This is a genomic window from Streptomyces sp. NPDC020362 (genome assembly GCF_040642095.1).
In the GTDB taxonomy this organism is placed as follows: Bacteria; Actinomycetota; Actinomycetes; order Streptomycetales; family Streptomycetaceae; genus Streptomyces.
The window spans coordinates 1-14,952 of the sequence record NZ_JBFAET010000018.1 but is presented as its reverse complement, the minus strand read 5'-3'; the positions used below and the strand labels follow the sequence as shown (position 1 = coordinate 14,952).

At 71.4% G+C, this 14,952-nt stretch carries 14 protein-coding genes and 4 pseudogenes; 8 read left to right on the top strand and 10 right to left on the bottom strand.

Features of this window, described 5'->3' with window-relative positions; genetic code table 11:
• The first annotated feature begins 24 nt into the window (after nucleotides 1-24).
• Nucleotides 25-1,158: an acyl-CoA dehydrogenase family protein gene (locus AB0H32_RS10455; protein WP_361117342.1), complete on the top strand. Its 1,134-nt coding sequence runs from the start codon at nucleotides 25-27 to the stop codon at nucleotides 1,156-1,158.
• A 28-nt stretch (nucleotides 1,159-1,186) separates the two neighbouring features.
• Here the strand turns inward: AB0H32_RS10455 and AB0H32_RS10450 are convergent, their stop codons facing one another.
• Genes AB0H32_RS10450 through AB0H32_RS10435 form a run of 4 tightly spaced genes read right to left on the bottom strand, consistent with a single transcriptional unit; the run spans nucleotide 1,187 to nucleotide 4,375 of the window.
• Nucleotides 1,187-1,516: a rhodanese-like domain-containing protein gene (locus AB0H32_RS10450; RefSeq protein ID WP_361117518.1), complete on the bottom strand. Its 330-nt coding sequence runs from the start codon at nucleotides 1,514-1,516 to the stop codon at nucleotides 1,187-1,189.
• Nucleotides 1,517-1,565: 49 nt separating this feature from the next.
• Nucleotides 1,566-2,378 (bottom strand): hypothetical protein, encoded by an 813-nt coding sequence (locus AB0H32_RS10445; RefSeq protein WP_361117339.1) that lies wholly within the window; start codon nucleotides 2,376-2,378, stop codon nucleotides 1,566-1,568.
• A 49-nt stretch (nucleotides 2,379-2,427) separates the two neighbouring features.
• The gene (locus tag AB0H32_RS10440; RefSeq protein ID WP_361117336.1) at nucleotides 2,428-2,910 is read right to left on the bottom strand and encodes a hypothetical protein; all 483 of its coding nucleotides are present in this window, start codon (nucleotides 2,908-2,910) and stop codon (nucleotides 2,428-2,430) included.
• Between the two features lie 40 nt (nucleotides 2,911-2,950).
• Entirely contained in the window at nucleotides 2,951-4,375 is a 1,425-nt protein-coding gene (locus AB0H32_RS10435; RefSeq protein WP_361117333.1) for a DUF2252 domain-containing protein, read from the bottom strand.
• Between the two features lie 682 nt (nucleotides 4,376-5,057).
• Between AB0H32_RS10435 and AB0H32_RS10430 the strand changes: the two are divergent.
• Nucleotides 5,058-5,378 (top strand): annotated as a pseudogene (locus AB0H32_RS10430) (GNAT family N-acetyltransferase); the annotation flags it as partial.
• 148 nt (nucleotides 5,379-5,526) lie between these two features.
• Here the strand turns inward: AB0H32_RS10430 and AB0H32_RS10425 are convergent.
• Nucleotides 5,527-6,819: a cytochrome P450 gene (locus AB0H32_RS10425; RefSeq protein ID WP_361117330.1), complete on the bottom strand. Its 1,293-nt coding sequence runs from the start codon at nucleotides 6,817-6,819 to the stop codon at nucleotides 5,527-5,529.
• Between the two features lie 630 nt (nucleotides 6,820-7,449).
• Here AB0H32_RS10425 and AB0H32_RS10420 point away from each other — a divergent pair.
• Nucleotides 7,450-7,605, top strand: a pseudogene (locus AB0H32_RS10420) (multicopper oxidase family protein); the annotation flags it as partial.
• A 31-nt stretch (nucleotides 7,606-7,636) separates the two neighbouring features.
• Here the strand turns inward: AB0H32_RS10420 and AB0H32_RS10415 are convergent.
• Nucleotides 7,637-7,885: a hypothetical protein gene (locus tag AB0H32_RS10415; RefSeq protein ID WP_361117327.1), complete on the bottom strand. Its 249-nt coding sequence runs from the start codon at nucleotides 7,883-7,885 to the stop codon at nucleotides 7,637-7,639.
• A 91-nt stretch (nucleotides 7,886-7,976) separates the two neighbouring features.
• On the opposite strand from AB0H32_RS10415, the gene AB0H32_RS10410 reads away from it, so the two are divergent.
• Entirely contained in the window at nucleotides 7,977-8,297 is a 321-nt protein-coding gene (locus AB0H32_RS10410; RefSeq protein WP_361117324.1) for a multicopper oxidase domain-containing protein, read from the top strand.
• Between the two features lie 1,083 nt (nucleotides 8,298-9,380).
• On the opposite strand, the gene AB0H32_RS10405 is transcribed toward AB0H32_RS10410, so the two are convergent.
• The gene (locus tag AB0H32_RS10405; RefSeq protein WP_361117320.1) at nucleotides 9,381-10,448 is read right to left on the bottom strand and encodes an LAETG motif-containing sortase-dependent surface protein; all 1,068 of its coding nucleotides are present in this window, start codon (nucleotides 10,446-10,448) and stop codon (nucleotides 9,381-9,383) included.
• Between the two features lie 136 nt (nucleotides 10,449-10,584).
• Here AB0H32_RS10405 and AB0H32_RS10400 point away from each other — a divergent pair.
• Nucleotides 10,585-10,793 (top strand): annotated as a pseudogene (locus AB0H32_RS10400) (Tn3 family transposase); the annotation flags it as partial.
• Between the two features lie 120 nt (nucleotides 10,794-10,913).
• On the opposite strand, the gene AB0H32_RS10395 reads toward AB0H32_RS10400, so the two are convergent.
• Both AB0H32_RS10395 and AB0H32_RS10390 read right to left on the bottom strand, forming a co-directional pair.
• Entirely contained in the window at nucleotides 10,914-11,444 is a 531-nt protein-coding gene (locus AB0H32_RS10395; RefSeq protein WP_361117317.1) for a TerD family protein, read from the bottom strand.
• A gap of 104 nt (nucleotides 11,445-11,548) precedes the next feature.
• Nucleotides 11,549-11,740: a hypothetical protein gene (locus AB0H32_RS10390; protein WP_361117315.1), complete on the bottom strand. Its 192-nt coding sequence runs from the start codon at nucleotides 11,738-11,740 to the stop codon at nucleotides 11,549-11,551.
• Nucleotides 11,741-12,258: 518 nt separating this feature from the next.
• Here AB0H32_RS10390 and AB0H32_RS10385 point away from each other — a divergent pair.
• The 3 genes and pseudogenes from AB0H32_RS10385 (at nucleotide 12,259) to AB0H32_RS10375 (ending at nucleotide 14,612) form a co-directional block, all read left to right on the top strand.
• Entirely contained in the window at nucleotides 12,259-12,750 is a 492-nt protein-coding gene (locus AB0H32_RS10385; RefSeq protein WP_361117312.1) for a hypothetical protein, read from the top strand.
• Nucleotides 12,751-12,858: 108 nt separating this feature from the next.
• Nucleotides 12,859-13,410 (top strand): annotated as a pseudogene (locus AB0H32_RS10380) (NAD-binding protein); the annotation flags it as partial.
• A 335-nt stretch (nucleotides 13,411-13,745) separates the two neighbouring features.
• Nucleotides 13,746-14,612, top strand: a complete 867-nt coding sequence (locus tag AB0H32_RS10375; protein WP_361117309.1) for a potassium channel family protein — start codon at nucleotides 13,746-13,748, stop codon at nucleotides 14,610-14,612.
• A gap of 79 nt (nucleotides 14,613-14,691) precedes the next feature.
• Here AB0H32_RS10375 and AB0H32_RS10370 read toward each other — a convergent pair.
• A partial coding sequence (locus AB0H32_RS10370) for a thiamine pyrophosphate-dependent enzyme (RefSeq protein ID WP_361117306.1) occupies nucleotides 14,692-14,952 on the bottom strand: 261 nt, incomplete at its 5' end.

Here is a 14,952-nt window from a genome sequence, read left to right as displayed (position 1 = left end):
GACCCGGACCCGGGAGGACAGGCCGTGGACTTCACCTTCACCGAGGAGCAGCTGGCGGCGGCCGAAGCGGCACGGGGGGTGTTCGCCGGGGTGGCACCGGACACGGTGCCGAGTCCGGCGCTCACCACCGGCGCCGTGGCCGAAGGCTTCGACCGCGAACTGTGGTCCCGGCTGGCCGGGGCCGACCTGGTCGGTCTGCTGCTGGACGAGGCGTACGGCGGAGCGGGTCTCGACGCCATCGCGCTGTGCCTGGTGCTGCGCGAGTGTGCCAAGGTGCTGGCCCGGGTGCCGCTGCTGGAGCACAGCGCGGCCGCCGCGACCGTACAGGCCCACGGCGGCAAGGAGCTGAAGGAACGGCTGCTGGCCGGGGCGGGGCGGGGCGAGCCGGTGCTGACCGTCGCGGCTCACGGCCGGACCGGTCACGACCCGGCCGGCCTCTCCGTCACCGCACGGCGGGACGGGCCGGCATGGGTGCTGGACGGAGTACAGACGGCGGTGCCGTGGGGGTACGACGCGGACTTCGTCCTGGTCCCCGCGCACACCGGCGCCGATCGGACCGTGCTCGCGCTGGTCGCGCGCGAGCAGGAGGGGCTGGTGCTCGCCGAGCAGGTCTCCACCAGCGGGGAGCGGCTGGCCGAGCTGCGCCTGCAGTCCGCGCGGATCGCGGCGGGCGAGGTCATCGAGGCCGAGGGCGCCTGGGATCGGCTGCATGCGCTGCTGGCCACCGGCACCTGCGCCCTGGCCCTCGGCCTGGGCGAACGCGTGCTGAAGATGACCGGCGAGTACACCGGCAAGCGGGAACAGTTCGGGTACCCGATCGCGACCTTCCAGGCGGTCGCCGTCCAGACCGCCGACCGGTACATCGACCTGCGTGCCATGGAAGCCACCCTCTGGCAGGCGGCCTGGCGGATCGCCTCGGGCGCGCCGGGGGCGCTGCCCGCCGCGGGCGATGTCGCCGTGGCGAAGATCTGGGCCGCGGAGGGGGTGCGCCGGGTGGTGCAGACGGCGCAGCACCTGCACGGCGGGTTCGGCGCGGACACCGACTACCCGCTGCACCGGTACCACGCCTGGGCCAAGCATCTGGAGCTGGCGCTCGGCCCGGCGGCGGCGTACGAGGAGACGCTCGGGGACCTGCTGGCGGCGCACCCGCTCAGCTGATCCCGCCTTCGTGCGTCAGGGCCTGTGCCTAGACGACCGCGCCGGGCGCCCCGTCGTCGGTGACCACCGGCCGGCCCGCGGCCTCCCAGACCTGCATTCCGCCGGCCACGTTCACGGCGTCGATGCCCTGCTGGACCAGGTACATCGCGACCTGGGCCGAGCGGCCGCCGGAGCGGCAGATCACGTTGACCCGGCCATCCTGCGGGGCGGCCTCGGTCAGCTCGCCATAGCGGGCCACGAAGTCGCTCATGGGGATGTGCAGCGCCCCTGCGGCGTGGCCCGCCGCCCACTCCTCGTCCTCACGGACGTCCAGCAGGAAGTCGTCGTCCTTGAGGTCCGCGATCTCGACCGTGGGCACACCAGATCCAAAATGCATGTCTCCGACGCTACCCGAAGGGCGGCGTGGTTCACCCCTGTCCCTGCAAGCCCGCCAGCTCGGTCTCACGCTGCTCGATGTCGGCACGCAGCCGGCCGGCGATCTCCTCGAGCAGGGCGTCGGGGTCGTCCGGGGCCAGGCGCAGCATGCCGGCGATCGCGCCCTCCTCCAGTTCGCGGGCGACCAGGGTGAGCAGCTCCTTGCGCTGGGCGAGCCATTCGAGGCGGGCGTACAGCTCCTCGACGGGGCTCGGGCGCCGCTCGGGCGGCACGGGGCCCGCGGCCCATTCCTCGGCCAGCTCCTTGAGCAGCGTCTCGTCACCACGGGCGTAGGCGGCGTTGACCCGGGTGATGAACTCCTCGCGGCGCCGGCGTTCCTCTTCCTCCTGGGCGAGGTCGGGGTGGGCCTTACGGGCCAGCTCGCGGTAGAGCCTGCGGGCCTCCTCGCTGGGCCGTACCCGCTCGGGGGGCCGCACCGGCTGGTCGGTGAGCATCGCGGCGGCCTCCGGGAACAGGCCGTTGCCGTCCATCCAGCCGTGCAGCAGCTCCTCGACGCCGGGGATGGGAAGCACGTGCGCGCGGGCTTCCTCGGCTCGGCGGATGTCCTCGGGGTCGCCGGTGCGGGCGGCGCGCGCCTCGGCGATCTGCGCATCCAGCTCCTCGATGCGCAGGTAGAGCGGGCCGAGCTTCTGCTCGTGCAGCCGGGAGAAGTTCTCGACCTCGACGCGGAAGGTCTCCACGGCGATCTCGTACTCGATCAGCGCCTGCTCGGCGGCCCGTACGGCCTGTTCCAGCCGTTCCTCGGGCCGCGGTGGCTGGGACTGCTCAGCTTCCGGGGTCGTCACGCGACCAGCGTAGGCCACGGCCGGAACCCGCCGCCCGCAACGGCCCGGCTCAGCCGCCCGACCGTGGGTCCGGCCGTGCGTCCGGGCAGTCGGCAGGTATCCACTCGGCCTCCAGGTCCCGGCAGGCGACCACGAGGGTGCCGGGCCGGCAGGCCAGCTCATGGGTGCAGCCGCCGGGGTGCGGAAGGATCTCGTCGAGGATCACATCACCGAGGGAGGCCGGGTCGCAGACGCCCAGGACGTCCGACTGGAATCGGGAGACGCCCGTGTAGCGGACAAGGAGGTCCTCGTCGTGCTTGCAGCAGTTGTGGCGGAAGCGGATCTCGATGTCCCCGTCGCCGGTGCGGCGCACCTCGGCGGGCCGGAGGTCCTTCACGCACCGTCTGCCGCCGAAGTCGTAGTGCCCGGGGTCGGTGGCGAACGCGCGGGCGCCCGGCGGCAGTGCGGCCACGAGTCCGGGCAGCTCGGCGAGATAGGGCCGGGGGTCGATGGACACCCCGCCCTCGTCGCCGGTCAGTTCGACGTACCTCACCTCAGCACCGCCTCTGCCCCCGCCCACCCGGCACCGGCCGTCACACCCCCGTCTCCGCCGCGACCCGTCCGGACCTCACCCCGGCCACCAGGTGCGCGTGGTCCGCCTCGGTGCGGTCGGCGTAGGCGACGGCGAAGCCGGCCATGGCCTCGTCCAGCTCCTCGTTCTTGCCGCAGTAGCCGGCTATCAGGCGCGGGTCGGCGCTGTGGGCGTGGGCGCGGGCCAGCAGGGCGCCGGTCATCCGGCCGTAGTCGTCGACCTGGTCGGCGGCGAGCGCGGCCGGGTCGACGCTGCCCTTGCGGTTACGGAACTGGCGCACCTGGAACGGCCGCCCGTCGACCGTCGTCCAGCCCAGCAGGATGTCGCTGACCACCTGCATCCGCTTCTGCCCGAGGACCACCCGGCGTCCCTCGTGCTCCACCGGCGCCGCGTCGAACCCGGCCGTGGCCAGGTGCGGGACCAGTGCCGAGGGGCGGGCCTCCTTCACCTGGAGCACCAGCGGCTGCCCGCGGTGGTCGAGGAGCAGCACCACGTACGACCGTGTGCCCACGCTGCCGGTGCCGACGACCCGGAAGGCCACGTCGTGCACCGCGTGCCGGGCCAGCAGGGGCAGCCGGTCCTCGGAGAGCGTCGCCACGTACGGCTCCAGGGAGGCGGCCACCGCCGCAGCCTCGGCGTCCGGGACCCGCCGCAGCACCGGCGGCGCGTCGACGAAGCGCCGCCCGCCGTCCGCCACCTCCTCGGTCGACTTGGCGGCGAACCGGCCGCTCGTGTTGGACCGCGCCTTCTCCGAGACCCGCTCGAGCGTGCCGAGCAGGTCATGGGCGTCCGTGTGGGAGACCAGTTCCTCGTCCGCGATGGCGTTCCAGGCGTCCAGGACCGGGAGCTTGGCCAGCAGCCGCATGGTGCGCCGGTAGGCGCCGACCGCGTCCTGGGCGGCCTTGCGGCAGGTGTCCTCGTCGGCGCCCGCCTCCCGCCCGGCCAGCACCAGGGAGGCCGCGAGCCGCTTCAGGTCCCACTCCCAGGGGCCGTGCACCGTCTCGTCGAAGTCGTTGAGGTCGATGACCAGACCGCCGCGGGCGTCGCCGTACAGGCCGAAGTTGGCCGCGTGCGCGTCGCCGCACAGCTGCGCGCCGATCCTGGTCACGGGGGTGCGCGCCAGGTCGTACGCCATGAGGCCGGCCGAACCGCGCAGGAAGGCGAAGGGGGTGGCCGCCATCCGGCCCACCCGTATCGGTGTCAGCTCGGGTATGCGGCCCGCGTTGGACTCCTCCACCGCGCTGATCGCGTCCGGGCGGGAGCCGTCCAGGTCGAGGGTGCTGTGCGCGCTGCGCGGCACGCTCGTCCTGAGCGCCTTGCCCTCCTCCTTGGGCGAGCCCGGCGGCGGCCAGTGGGCGAATCCGCGTACCCGGGGCAGCCGGCCCGCCACCGCCCGCTCCGCCGCTTCCACACCAGCCTCGGTCACCGCGACCGCCTCCCCCGAACACCTGCTCGCACAAAGATCGACTCGAACATCAACTCGTGCAGACCGTACAGGTGACGGCGGAACCGCGTCAGACCCTGTGGACAACTCGGCAGCCGTGGAAAACTCCCCCGCCGCACGCCTGCGGCCCCGCAGGATCCCGGTGTCGCAGGGCCGCGGCTCTCACACGAGCGCGGCCGATCGGGGTCCGTCGGCGCTTGACCCCGGCTGCACACGACCGCGGCTTCACAGAACCCTGGCCTCGCATGCCCGCAGCCCTCACAGGACCGCAACCCCACACGACCGCAATCCCGGTGCGGGCCCCGGGAACCGTCGTCGCGGACCGGTCGACAGTACGTCGCCGCCGAGCCGGCCGCGGACGACCTCCCCGCCTACGTCTACGCCCTCCCCGCTGCCGCTCTGTCTTCCCCTCAAGCGCGCGAACCTCAACTGCCCGGGCCACCACAGCTGCCGTGCCACCGTCCCGGCCGACGGGGACTTGCACCCGCTGCGCGACCCCGCTGCTCCGGACGGGGGCGACGATCCGCGGTGAGACAGCGCACGGCGTGCAACGCCCGCCTGGGCCTGCCTCTCAGCCGCGCGCACTGCAGCGTGATCAAACAGGCAATCCGCCGAGAGCTACCGTGCCTGGGCGAAGGAGCAAGCCGTTGCCGAGTGCGATGACGACTGCTTCCAGTCGGCAGTCGAAACGACGGCCATGGGGGAGCTGGTTGGCACAGTCGGCTCACATCGCGCCGGCCCTCGTTCAGGCTGGTTCGAGTTCGATGTCCCGATCGGCACTGACCACCGGGGCAAGGGCTACGCGACAGAAGCCCTGGTGCTGCTGCTGCGCTTCATGTTTGCCGAGCGGCGCCATCACGCCTGGCAGCGATCTTCGCCCGCAACGAGGCATCGCTGGCACTTACTCGTCGGCTCGGCTTCACCGGGGAGGGGCGCTTGCGGGAACACGTTTTCTGCGCCGGCCGGTACCACGACCTCGTCATAACTGCATCCTCGCCAACGAGTTCGACCAGCGACACACGATGGGCAAGTCATGAGCCGGTCGTCCAAGCGTGTGCGGAACGGCACTCGAACTTGATCGACGTTCGCCGTTCGGGGGTGGAGGCGGCCTGCAACCGAAAGCAGGACTGCCCTCAGCTGCGCAAGGTGGCACGCAGGCGCAAGCCGGCGGTTGCGAGACCTTCGAAGGTGGCGACCTGGTAGCTGGGTTCCGGTCCGGGCGGCTCGCTCAAGTGGTAGCAGCGGGCGGTCTGCGCAGTCAGGAGCGTCAGCATCGCCATGGCCAGAGCGGTTCCCTCGCAGCCGTGCGGCCCGGTACCGAAGGAGAGGAAGACCCCGGGTTTCGACGGCGAGCCCGAATCATCGAGCCAGCGCTCGGGCCGGAACTGGTCCGGCTCGGAGTGTTCCCGTGCGTCGCGGTGGGCGGTGTAGGGGCAGACGAGAACGGTGGACCCGGCGTCGATGGTGTAGCCGGCGAGCTGAGTCTGTCGCATGACGCGCCGGGTCAGTAGCCAGCTCGGGGGGTACAGCCGGAGCACCTCGCGTACCAGTGCCTGGGTGTATTGCAGGCTGTCGAGGTGGGTGCTGGTCGTCGCGGCCGGGTCCGCGGGCAGCAGGGCGGCTTCGGCCGCGACGCGGCCCGCTGCCTGGGGGTGCCGGGCCAGGTGGAGCAGGATCCATCCGGCTGCCCGGGAAGGTGTTTCGAAGGTGGCGACGGTGATTCCGGGGAGAGTGTCGAGGACGGCCTCTTCCGGCAGTGGGCCGTAGCGGGAGGAGGGCCGGAGCATCTGTCCCAGCAGGTCGTCACCGAGCCGGCCCGATGAAAGGCGCCGGCGGACGATGGGCCGCAAAGCGTTCATGAAGGCGACTTGCTGCCGTGTGCGGAACCGCCGCGCCGGTGTGGGGACCCAGCGCGGCCATACCCAACGCGAGGGGCGTACGAGCACCTCCCGTGCCAGGAAGAGCTGCGAGGCAAAGGGCAGCAGGGTGGGGGCGTCCTCGGAGTAGAGGTAGTGCACGCCGATCCCTGCCAGGGCGTGCCGGACCGGGGGCAGGATCTCGACGTCCCGGCCCGTGGGCCACTGGTCGGCGAATCGGGCGGCCCCGGGCGCAATCTCTCCGATCCGGGCTGCAACCGCATGCGCGCGTAGTCCGCGCATACGGGCGGCGTGAGCGTGAGCGCGCTCCTCAGGCGTCGGTGCTCCGCCCGACCGCTTCAACGGCGGGAAGAGAGGCGAGGGTGCCTTGGGGAAGTCCTGCGCGCGGCGCAGGACGTCTTCACACGGCCCGGCCGTAGCGGCTACGTAGACACCCGGCTCCAGCTGCCAGACGTCCCCGCACTCGTCGGCGCCACGGCGCGCCAGTGCCAGCCGGTCGCGGCTCCAGGCCTCGAAGCCGCCTTCGGGCAACCGCGGCGGCTCGTTCATTCGGCCCATGAGATCGTCCCTGGCTCTCGTACCTGTCCAGGCCGATGTCGTCGGCAGCGTGTCCGGGAGCCGGCGGGCGCCCAGGGGCGCCCGTCGGCAGTGTGGTCAGGCCGAGTCGTCGCCGGCGTACGCGTCCCATTCGTGTTCCCCGTACGCACCGTAGTGGCGGGTGAAGGACAGCTTGCCGAGCAGCTTGGCGATCATGGTGCAACTCCTCTCGCCATGTCTTCAGCACCAAATGCCACACACGCCATACTGCCACACATGCCCTATATCTGATATGGGGCACATTCGGACCATACGGCGCATGTACGGACGCAGGGCACGCGCTTGCGGGCTGGGCCCGCACTCAGCGACGTCGCCCCGGTGCTGGAGGCCAGTGCCGCCCCCGGCCGCGAGGTGTGGCGGCGCCGGTCACCTCAAGACCGAGGGCGCCGACGCCCCGAAGGAACGGAGCGGCTTTCGTACGACGTGTTCACCTCGCGCCTCGGGAAGGCGGCGGGTCGGCGAGCAGGGTCCGAGGGCGAGCGCACCGGAACGGTCCTCCCCAGCAGGATCCGGCCGCCCCGGCAATGCGCGGTGCCGCTGCCCGTGCCGCCCCGCGCCCGCCCGTCCGGCACCACGGGCGGAATGGATCAATACGGCATCACCCGGCGCCGGGCGGCCGTGGAGAGCGTCCTTGGGCCGAGGACGATCATCCGGGACTACGACGGCATCTTCCCCGGCCCCACCTCCACCACCCGCTCGGGCCGCAGGACGGAGGTACAGGTCCTCAACAAACCGGCCGTGCCCGCCTCCCTGCACCTGCACGGGGGCGTCACCCCGCCGCACTCCGACGGCTGCCCGATTTCCCTTCACGCAGATCGGAGGCGACGGCGGCCTGCCGGCCGCGCCCCAGCGTCCGGACCGCATCCCCATGGCGCCGGCGGAACTCTTCGACGCCGTCGTGGACTTCACCGACTGCCCGGTGGGCAGCCACGTCACCCTCGTCAACACCTTGGCGGACGACCGTATGCACCAGGTCATGCGCTTCCGCGTCGCCCGCAAGGAGAACGACGTCGGCCACGTCCGCGCCCGCCTCCCCCGGCACGCGGCCCTCTGCACCCCGCATCCACCGTCGCTACCCGGCACTTCGACTTCCGCCGCTCCGACGACGCGTGGACCATCAACGGGCGGCCCTTCAGCACCTCGGAGATCCTGGCCCGCCCGCGCCCGGGCACCTCGAAGCCCGCCCGCGCCCGGGCACGGTCGAACGCCTGCGTTTCACCAGCGACTTCCACCACCCGGTGCATGTGCACCCGGCCCACTTCCAGGTCCTGTCGCACGGCGGCCGGGCGCCCGAACCCACCGACGCGGGCTGGAAGGACACGGTCGACGTCCGCCCGTGCGAGGTCGTGGACGTACTGGTCCGCTTCCGCGGCCACCGGGGCGGTACATGCTGCACTGCCACAACCTGGAGCACGAGGACATGGCGATGACGGCCAACTCCCAGGCGGCGTGAGCGACTGCGGCTCAGGTGGCCACGGCGACGGTTGCCAGGACGGTGCCGGGCCGGCGCCGAGCGGCGCCAGTCGTCCTCGTGATCGTCGTCGGTGCCGTTGCCGCCCGCGTGGCCGCGGTCCACGCCGGTGGCCGTGATCTTGCCGGACCGGGCGTCGACGGTCACCTCATGCAGCGGCAGCGGACGTCGACGATCTCGCCGAACGGGAGCGTCGTTCGGCCCTGTTCACCGAGTTCCTGCTCGACGCCTCCGTGCGGCCCCTCCACGGCCTGCCGAGCGAGCCGGCGGAGGTCTGCCCGGAGTCGACGCCACACCCGTCCGTACGTTCTGTGGCGGCCGTACGAACAGGCCGGCGCTCGTCGGGGACCCGCACGCCGACTGGTACGTACGCGAAGGCGACCACCGGCCCCCTCCCCCATCGACCGCGAGACCTGGGTCAGGCCGATCGCGGCCCGCCGCGGCTACCGCCCGATGCCCAAGGAGAACGCCGACGCCGGGGGCCGCCGGCGCATGAGGTGCCCCGCCGAGACGGCCAAGGCCCAGTGCCCCGCCGAGCCCCACACCATGGACCCCGACCGGCCACCTCGCGCCCGCCGCCCAGCCGGGCCGGCCCCGGTAACAAAACGACATCAACCGCAGCAAAACCCTTGGCCCCGCCCGTGACACAGCTCACGGACGGGGCGGGCTGCTTCCTCGCCAGGCTGTGCGATCCCTCACAAACCCGGACACAACGAGAAACGGGCCCCTACCGTGACTTTCGTCACCGGTAGAGACCCGTTCCATCGGATTCTCTGCGTGGGGAACCGACGGAATGCGCTGGTCAGCGTAGACACAGAGACCACAAAGATCGTTTCCCGGGGTCGGGGTGATCGTTTCCCACCACGCAGATCGCACGCTCTCCCCCACCGGTCAGAGGTACTGCTGACGCGCGGCTCCTCGAAGCGGCCCGTGTCGCCCCGCGGCCGCTGACCGGAGGCCGACCGCCGAACCCATGCGCGGGTCCACACGGTCGCTGGCGAGCGGCCGCGTGGACCTCGCGTTCAGGGGCGAGAGGCGGTTGTCAGACTGCGGCGCCCGGGCCCGCGCTCTTGCGGCGGCGCACCACGAAGACAGCGCCCGCGCCGACGGCCACTGCGGCGCCGCCAGCCAGGGCAATCATCGGCAGTGCGGAACTGGAGCCGGTCTGGGCGAGGTGGCCCTGGGGCTCGATCTTGGTGTTGCCGGACGGCTGGTGCATGGGCAGCGGCTTCTTGCCGCCCTGCGGCTTGGCGTCACCGGGGGTTCCGGGAGCGGAGCCGGCCTTGAGGATGTCGAACTGGTAGAAGCTGTCGTCGCCGGAGAAGACGCAGTTGCCCTCGTCGTCGGCGTACATGCCGATGCTGATGGCGTAGCCGAGGCCGGCCGGAGCGGTCTTGTCCACGGCCAGGCGCATGTCGACGGAGAAGGACTCGTGAGCCTTCACGGCGGTGTAGCCGAGATAGCCGGCGCCCTCGTCGTTCTCGTCCAGCGAGATGTCGACCCACTTACCGGAGGACGGGTCCTTGTACTGCAGGGTGAGGTGGCTGGTGTCGATGAAGTAGTCGTCCTCGTCCATCTGGGCGGCGAAGACACCGAGGTCGACGCGCTGGTAGGCACGGTCGCCGGTGTTGTTCACGTTCAGCTGGAAGCCGTGGAAGCCGCTACCGGCCACGATCTTCGAGGGCAGGCCGGAGAGGCTGGTGTGCAGATTCTTGTCGACCTGGGGGTCGTCCTCGTTGCACTCGACCGGGCCCGTGGACGCGGACGCCGAGGGACTGGCGGACACCGAGGCCGACGCGGACGCACTGGAGGAGGCGGACTGGGCGGCGGCAGGAACGTTCTCGTCAGCCGCCGGCGCGGTGTCGTCGGTGGCGGGTGTGGTGTCGTCGGCCGCCGGAGTCGTGTCGTCCGCGGCGGGCGTGGTGTCCTCGGCGGCAGGCGTCGTGTCGGCGGCGGCGGGCGTGGACTGCTCCTCGGCGGGAGCCGTCTCGCTGACGGCCGGAGCAGGGCTGTCGTCATCCGTCGCATAGGCAGTCGGCGACGCCAGCAGGACGGCCGGAGCCATGGCGGCCGTCGCGGCGGCGAGGGCCAGGGAGCGGCGAAGCTTCATGCGAACCTCAAAAGGCGTGAGTGGCCGAAAGCGTACGCAGAGACGACCCACCGCACCCGAAAAAAGTTGTCTGAAATTCAACGACTCTCATGTGATCTGAATCATGCAGGCATGGCGGTCAATGCCCAGCGGAAGCGCCATCGCCCGCGCGATCTGCCACAGCAGCCGGGGCCAGATCCGCCAGGCGTACCGCGACGGTCAGGAAGACCAGCTCGCTACCCTCGGCCTGGTCTCAACGCTGCCGTGCTCTGGAACACCCGCTACCTCGACGCCGCCGTTACCCAGCTGCGTGCCCAGGGCCACGAGATCCGGGACGAGGATGTTGCCCGGCTCTCCCCGCTCAAGGACCGGCATCGGTCACGGAAATACCGGCGACGGCATCCACGGGCACCGTGCACCCGGAGATTGCGGCCAGGGTCAGGCCAGCTGTGACGATGCCGATGAAGCGCCGGAACACCCCGCTTGTCACTGTCGGGTGCTGCCCATCTCCGCCATGAAGAGCTCCGGGTCGCTGTCGAACCCCCGGATCATCTCGCGGAGTTCCCACGCTCCGGACGCGTCCCTGGTGAACTCGGCGATCGTCGCGGCCGTGGCATCGGCGACGCCCGCGAAGTCGTCGAAGAGCAGTTGCCTGTATCCCTCGAGGACGAGCACGCCGGCGTTCGCTATGTCGCCGAACGTGCGGGGGCCGCCCTCCTGGTGGATGGCCACGCCGACCACCACCCGCCCGTAAGCGGGCGACATCCGGTCGAACTCCAGCACCATCGCCTCGACGAACCCCAAGCCCAGACCGGTCTCACTGTGCCGGCTCATGTTGATCGTGCCGTCCGGTGACCGGCTCTCGTAGTGGACGACGTACACCGGCCGCCCATAGGGATCACCCGCTGAGTACGTCGCGGCCACGATGTCCAGATGGCGAGGCGCCTCCCCGTACGGACTCGGATCCCACCGGAGCTTAACCTCGACCTTGTCCAGCCCCCTGCCGACTCCACTCACCTTGCCACTCCCCGTCAGGTCAGCGCGGGTCGGACCCGCGCAACCTCAAGTATGGCCACTGACCAGCCATTTGACGCCTCCTTAGCATGCTTCACCCTTGACTCTCACCCGATGACCGAGGCTGCGACGACCGCAGTGACGGTGAGGAGCAGTACGGGGCCGAGCGGTAGGCCGTGCTCGCGCGGTGAACACTGGACGATGGGGCGCCGGTCCGGGTGGGCATGCAGGGCCGTGACCTTCTCGGCTATGCGGACGTAAGACGGTCGCAGCTTCAGGTGTCGCTGGGCCCGCGGCATGCCCACGACTCCCTCGCCATCGACCTGAACGGCCTCCAGGTGTCGTCCTGGACCAGCAGGGTGACCCAGCGGTGGGGCGAAGAGAGCCCACTGGGCGGACAGCGTGCCGACCAGCCGCCAAAGGCACGTTTCCGGACGACGTCTGGTCTGGGCCACCAGCCCAGGATCCTCCCGGCTCTCGGCGACCCGACGGCGGACCGCCCCGAGGAGAGCTGCCGGCTGCCGCCCGTGCAACGCCTCAGCTGCGTCGGTCCGTCCCCTTCGGCAGGTCACCGAGTACGGGCTCGTCGTGACACTCGCCATCGCTGTCGGCGTCCTGTATCTGTGGCTGCGACATGTCGTCCTGGTCTGCAGGCTGCAGTGGTGATGCCGCCGAGTAGCACACTGGAGGCGCGGGTCGTCCGTCCTCGTGCGAGGGGGTGTCGACGGTGGTGAGGGTACGTCGTCCGACGGTGCGGTGGTGGCGCCTGCGGCGCAACCCGCTTCGGCGGTGCACTGATGTCGTCGAAGCCTGGGTCGTGCTCATCAGCTGGCTGCTCGCCGTCCTGGGGGGCGTGCTCGCGGGCGCGGTCACCGCGATCGCCGTCGCGGGGGATCTCGACCGGCAGCGGGCCGAACGGCGGGAGGCGCAGGCAGTCGTCGCGAAGGACGCGGTGGACACGAGGCCGACGCGCAAGGTGGAGGACCAGCAGGCCTGGGCCGCCGTGCGCTGGAAGGCACCGGACGGCACGACACACACGGACCGCGCTCGGGTACCCCCAGGCACCCGGGCCGGGGCGCGGATCACCGTATGGACGGATGGGCACGGCAATCTGACCGCCGAGCCGCTGTCCCCCACCGATGCAGCCTTCCACGAGATGGTGGTGGGCGGACTGGTCGCGTTCGGAACGGGCGGGGCGGTGTGGGGCTGCGGCCGAGTCGTCTGCGTGTGTCTGACCCGACAGCGTCTGCGGCAGTGGGACGAGGAGTGGGAGCGGATCGACACGCGGTGGGGCAGGAAGACCGGCTGACGGTGGGCTCAGGCTGGTGCACGACCCCAGCCGTGCCGCTCCGCCGGGGTACGGGGGTGCGGCTGGCGCTCCACGGCTGGCGTTGTACCGAAATCTGGCACGGGACACATGATCGTCTGCGGTGACGACGCGCTGGCCGAGCGGCAGGCCGCCGAGCTCACCACGGTGTACGGGGAGCGGGTCACCCTTGTCGTGCCGCCCGAGCACCGGAACGGTTCCGCCACCCCACGAGTGGGCGCCGCAGCGCTGCTGAGCCGGGTGCAGGCAGCCGTGCCCCGTGGGGAGTCCTCACCGACGGACGAGACCCCACCGCCCGTCGCTCGATCGAGGTCGCTGCTGGACGAGGCCATCCTGGCCGCGGTGGGTGTGCGTGACGCCGCCGTGCTGGCTTTGGGCCATGACGACGAGGCCAACATCCACGCGGCGCTGGCCGCCCGTCGGCTCAACCCCCGGCTGCCTCTGGTCATCCGCCTCTACAACCGCAGGCTGGGCCAGCACCTGGAGGAACTCCTGGACCAAGCCGACGGGCTGCTGCTGCGCGCCGTGGAGCGCACACCACCGGGTCACGGCCAAGTCGCCAACCCGGGCCTGTGCACATTGGCACTGCTGTCGTCGACCACCAACGATCCCGCAGAAGCGGAGGGTTCGGACGCCGAAGGGCGGGTCGGCGCCAAGGCCGCGGCGTGCAGGAGCTGGTGGCGGACCAGGACACCGGTCAAGCGGCTGCCTCGGTGCCTTTACGGTCCGACGTGCGGTGGTTGCTCTCATCGGGTCCCCGTCGCGAGTGCACACGGGCTCTTTCGAAATCTACGCCGTGCCAGGGATTGCCACGGCCATCGTCATTTCACCGAAGGGTGCGCCGGCTCGGCCGTGTCCGCTGGCTGACGGCGCCGACGTGCCAACTCCGGCCCGATCGGCTGGGGCGTGGCGAATGATCGTCTCCGGGTGGGGATCCCCGCATGCTGGACCCGAGGCGGGTGAGCCCGGGAGGTCCCATGGAGTGGCTGGTCACGCTGATCGGCGCGGCGGTGGTGCTGATCATCCTGCGGGACGTGTTCCACACCCTGTGGCACCCTACCCGGCACGGGGGCCTGAGCAGGGTCGTCATGTCACTGCTGTGGCGGCTGTCCACCCGGGGCCGCAGGAGCAGCAGGACCGCTGGGCTGGCCGGGCCTGTCGGCATGGTGACCGTGGTGGCCACGTGGGCCTGCGCCGTGGCCGTGGGCTGGGCCCTGGTGTACTGGCCTCACATGCCGGAAGGGTTCTCCTTCTCGGGCACGCTGGAGCCGTCCGAGCACTCCGGGCCGGTGGACGCCCTGTACCTCTCGCTGGTGACAGTCGCCACGCTCGGCCTCGGCGACATCGCGCCCTCCGCCGACTGGCTGCGCATCGTCGCACCGCTGGAGGCGCTGGTCGGCTTCGCGTTGTTGACCGCCACCGTCTCCTGGATCCTCGGCATCTACCCGGCTCTGGCCCGGCGACGGGCGCTGGCACTGCGTATCTCCCAGCTGCGCCGCGCCGGTCCGACGGCTGGGAAACCGGCCTCCGACGTGGGGGCCGCCGTCCTCGGCCAACTCGCTGCCGACATCGCACGTACCTGCGTGGGCTTCCTCCAGTACCCCGAGTCCTACTACTTCCACGACGGACCCGGTGACATCTCGCTGGCCTTGACCCTCGGGTACGCCGCCGACCTCGCCGAGCAAGCAAGGCGAACAGAGCACCCGGACGCCCGGAGCGCCGCGGGCGTGCTCGCCGCCGCTCTCAACGACCTCGCCACCGCGCTCGACCAGCGCTTCCTGCACACCGGAGGCACGCGGCAGCGGGTCCTGGCCGCCTACGCCCGCGACCACGGGAGCCCCTGAGCGAGCCTGGGACGGCGAGTCGACCCGGGGCTAGTATGCGTCGATGCCTGCCGTTCTCCCGGAGTCCTGGGCCGGCAGGTCAGAACGGGCCGTGGAGACTGCCGAGTCGGTCGGTCAGACGCAGGTTCTCGGAGTAGTCGACGGGGCAGGCGATCACGGAGACCGTGTCGTCGTCGAGGGCGCGGCGCAGAACGGGCAGGAGTTGGTCGGCGGCTTCGATCGCGTAGCCGCGGGCGCCGAAGCTCTCGGCGTAGGCGACCAGGTCCGGGTTGGTGAAGCGGGTGTGGCTGTGGCGGCCGATCTCGAGTTCCATCTTCCAGGTGATCAGGCCGTATTCCTC

What these genes read in the sequence shown, in the direction of transcription:
- AB0H32_RS10425 (WP_361117330.1), bottom strand. Translation starts at nt 6,819, where the DNA reads ATGAACGAGCCGCCGCGGTTGCCCGAAGGCGGCTTCGAGGCCTGGAGC.
- AB0H32_RS10405 (WP_361117320.1), bottom strand. Translation starts at nt 10,448, where the DNA reads ATGAAGCTTCGCCGCTCCCTGGCCCTCGCCGCCGCGACGGCCGCCATG.
- AB0H32_RS10390 (WP_361117315.1), bottom strand. Translation starts at nt 11,740, where the DNA reads ATGCCGCGGGCCCAGCGACACCTGAAGCTGCGACCGTCTTACGTCCGC.
- AB0H32_RS10375 (WP_361117309.1), top strand. Translation starts at nt 13,746, where the DNA reads ATGGAGTGGCTGGTCACGCTGATCGGCGCGGCGGTGGTGCTGATCATC.